This is a genomic window from Bradyrhizobium sp. ORS 375 (assembly GCF_000239775.1).
Lineage (GTDB): Bacteria > Pseudomonadota > Alphaproteobacteria > Rhizobiales > Xanthobacteraceae > Bradyrhizobium.
Genome location: NZ_CAFI01000446.1, coordinates 1 through 2694, shown reverse-complemented (window position 1 = coordinate 2694; position 2694 = coordinate 1). Strand labels below are relative to the sequence as shown.

Sequence of the window (2694 nt, the reverse complement as noted above, 5' to 3'; positions counted from 1 at the left end):
AGCAGCCGCTCCGGAATGCCGGCCAGCAGCGGCGCGATCATCCTGTTGGCCGCAACCAGGTTCCAGTGCCGGTCGACAGCGACTGCCGGGTTCGGCTCGTGCGCCTTGAGCACGAGATTCATCGCCTCGCGGGCCGGCTTCAGCGCCGGATCCTCCAGCGGACGCTGCTGGAAAGCCGGCGCATAGCCCGCGGCCACCAGCAGCACGTTGCGCTCGCGCAGGGGCACGTCCAATCGCTCCGCCAGCTTGAGGACCATGTCGCGCGACGGCGCGGCCCGGCCGGTTTCCACGAAGCTCAGATGGCGCGCCGATATCTCGGCATCGAGCGCCAGATCGAGCTGGGACAGATGCCGGCGCTGCCGCCATTGCCGCAGATGCTCGCCGACATGAACCGGTTTGGCGCGGTCGGCACGCGCCGAAGCAAGCTGTGTCATGAGCCAAGACTTATCACCCCGACGTCAGCGCCTCCATGACCTGCCAGGTAATCGAAATGCCTCCCGGTGCCGGTCATCTTCATCACCACAGGAGATGAACCATGAGCAGGCAGCGCAATCACGGGACATTGGCTTTTACCGCGGTCAGCCGCTGGCTGGCCGGCCTCGCGACATCGCTGCTGGCGCGCTCGCTCAACCTGCCGGAGCCGATGCTGCTCGTCACGGGCAGCCTCGTCGTCGCGCAGGTCACGGAGATCGAGAGCCGGGCCCTGCGCTCGCTGTGCCCGGCGCGTCTGCGCCGTCGTCTCCTCGCCTGGCTTCGTTGAACCTGAGCTCACCCCAACCGAAGGAGACCCGACATGATCAACTCGTCCCCCCTGCTCCGCCGCGCCTTGATCGCCGACGCCGTGTTCAGCGGCGTGGCCGGACTCGCTCTCACCTTCGATGCGTCGCCGCTGGCGGCTCTCATGCAACTGCCCGATGCGCTGCTGCGTGAGACCGGCCTGTTCCTGGTTGTCTACGCGTGCTTCGTCGGCTGGCTCGGCTCGCGCGCACTGGCCCCACGTCCGCTGATTCTGCTGGTTGTCGCCGGCAATGCGGCCTGGACCGTCGGCAGCATCGCGCTGCTGTTCTCGGGCCTCGTCACGCCGAACGTGCTCGGCGAGATCTTCGTCGCGGCCCAGGCGGTGGGGACCGGCATCTTCGCCGAGCTCCAGTATATGGGCTTGCGCCGGAGCAGCGGCACAGTGGCGGCCTGAAGCGTTCGCGTCGATCAAGCCGCCTTGGCGCGGCTGGTCAGCGTCTTGACGGTGGACTTGGTCTTCACGCGCTTGCCGACGGTCGGGACCGGCCGTCGGCTCTTCGCCTTGCCGAGCACCTTTGTCTCGCCACCGGTCGAAGCCTTGGTCTTCGCGCCCTGCTTCGCCTTGTCCTTTGCCGTCTGTTTGGCGAGCCTGTCCGACTTTTTCTTTGCCTTCTTCTCGGCCTTGCGCTCGTCTTTCGCCTTCTGCTTGGCGCGCTCGGCGCGGGCCTCGGCCTTCTTCTTGGCCCGCTTCTTCTCGCAGGCGTCGCATTTGCAGCCGATCGGCTTCAGATAGGCTTTGAAGTAGTCGGTGCCGTAATCGTAGTTGATCTCCTCGCCCGGCTCGATGTTCTTGATGGCGCGGATGAAGATCTTCTTCTTGCGCGGCTTGACGTCGGATTCGGCGTTCGGCTTGCAGGAATGATTGATGTAGCGGGCGACGTTCTCCCGGATCGAGCCGTCGATGGTCCAGCGGTTGTCGAGCTCGAACAGATATTTGTTCTCGATCGCGTCGTCCTCGGCCTTCTTGGAATCCAAGAGCGGTCCGAAGTAGCGGATGATCTTGCTGCCCTTCTTGATCGGCTGGGTGGCGAACAGACCGAGCCCCGTCTTGGAGCGGCCGATGCGATAGGGTTTGGTCGAGGGGATGACAGGCATGATCGATGGGAAGAGATGGACCTCGCGAGGCCGCCGTTCTAGGATAAATTCGTGGCGATGTCAGGTGTTTCCCTGCCCTGTTTCGCGCCGTCCCCAGTTTGCAGCGCCTTGCGCGCGCCGAGTTCCGGCTATCACGGGCCACCGCATGTCCGAATCCTTCCGTTATGGCGCGACGGCGCGAATCAGCGTGGCGCTCCTGCTCTGCTGTGCGTGGTTCGAGGCAGCCGGCGCGGAGACCATCGCCAGCGCCTACACCTCCGCTGCCGAAAAGGACTGCCGGACGATCGGCAAGCCGGACAACGACAGCTCGACGCAGAGCTGTCCCGGCAAGGATGGCCTCATCGTGCTGGTCAACGAAGGCGACCTTCGTGAGACCGTGTCCGTGGGCCGCACCATCCGGGAGGCCGCCAAGGAGCCCGCCGCGCAGACCTGGTTCGGCCCGTTCAACTCCGCCGGCAAGACCGTCGAATGGCGCATGGCCGACGGCAAGCCGTTCGCGATCATTCAGCGCTGGCAGATCGCCGATAATGACGACCAGGGCACGAAGGGGCCGAAGGACAAGCCGATGCTGGTGGTGACGCGGCTGCCGCCGGGACCGGTCTGCCACGTCGCCTATGTCGATGCGGCCGCCAATCCCAACGCTAATGAGCTGGCACGGCAGGCGGCTGATGAGAGCGCGCGGAGCTTCGCCTGCGGAAAGGACAAGGTGAAGGTCGTCGGCACCCGTGGCCGCGCGATCGATCTGGCGCGGCCCTAGCCGCTGCGCGCGCGTCTGTTCTTGCTGCGATGATAGCGCGCGAG

At 65.6% G+C, this 2694-nt stretch carries 5 protein-coding genes; 3 read left to right on the top strand and 2 right to left on the bottom strand.

Annotated features, from left to right (window positions below; translation table 11 throughout):
* On the bottom strand, positions 1-434 hold a 434-nt coding region (locus BRAO375_RS29615; protein ID WP_035643013.1), incomplete at its 3' end, for a helix-turn-helix domain-containing protein.
* 101 nt (positions 435-535) lie between these two features.
* Here BRAO375_RS29615 and BRAO375_RS29610 point away from each other — a divergent pair.
* Both BRAO375_RS29610 and BRAO375_RS29605 read left to right on the top strand, forming a co-directional pair.
* A complete protein-coding gene (locus BRAO375_RS29610) occupies positions 536-760 on the top strand; it encodes a hypothetical protein (RefSeq protein WP_009031108.1) in 225 nt (74 codons plus the stop codon).
* Positions 761-793: 33 nt separating this feature from the next.
* A complete protein-coding gene (locus tag BRAO375_RS29605) occupies positions 794-1192 on the top strand; it encodes a hypothetical protein (protein WP_009031107.1) in 399 nt (132 codons plus the stop codon).
* 14 nt (positions 1193-1206) lie between these two features.
* On the opposite strand, the gene BRAO375_RS29600 is transcribed toward BRAO375_RS29605, so the two are convergent.
* Positions 1207-1893 (bottom strand): SET domain-containing protein, encoded by a 687-nt coding sequence (locus BRAO375_RS29600; RefSeq protein ID WP_009031106.1) that lies wholly within the window; start codon positions 1891-1893, stop codon positions 1207-1209.
* Positions 1894-2038: 145 nt separating this feature from the next.
* On the opposite strand from BRAO375_RS29600, the gene BRAO375_RS29595 reads away from it, so the two are divergent.
* Entirely contained in the window at positions 2039-2650 is a 612-nt protein-coding gene (locus BRAO375_RS29595; protein WP_009031105.1) for a hypothetical protein, read from the top strand.
* The last annotated feature ends 44 nt before the right edge of the window (positions 2651-2694 follow it).

What these genes read in the sequence shown, in the direction of transcription:
- BRAO375_RS29610 (WP_009031108.1), top strand. Translation starts at nt 536, where the DNA reads ATGAGCAGGCAGCGCAATCACGGGACATTGGCTTTTACCGCGGTCAGC.
- BRAO375_RS29605 (WP_009031107.1), top strand. Translation starts at nt 794, where the DNA reads ATGATCAACTCGTCCCCCCTGCTCCGCCGCGCCTTGATCGCCGACGCC.
- BRAO375_RS29600 (WP_009031106.1), bottom strand. Translation starts at nt 1,893, where the DNA reads ATGCCTGTCATCCCCTCGACCAAACCCTATCGCATCGGCCGCTCCAAG.
- BRAO375_RS29595 (WP_009031105.1), top strand. Translation starts at nt 2,039, where the DNA reads ATGTCCGAATCCTTCCGTTATGGCGCGACGGCGCGAATCAGCGTGGCG.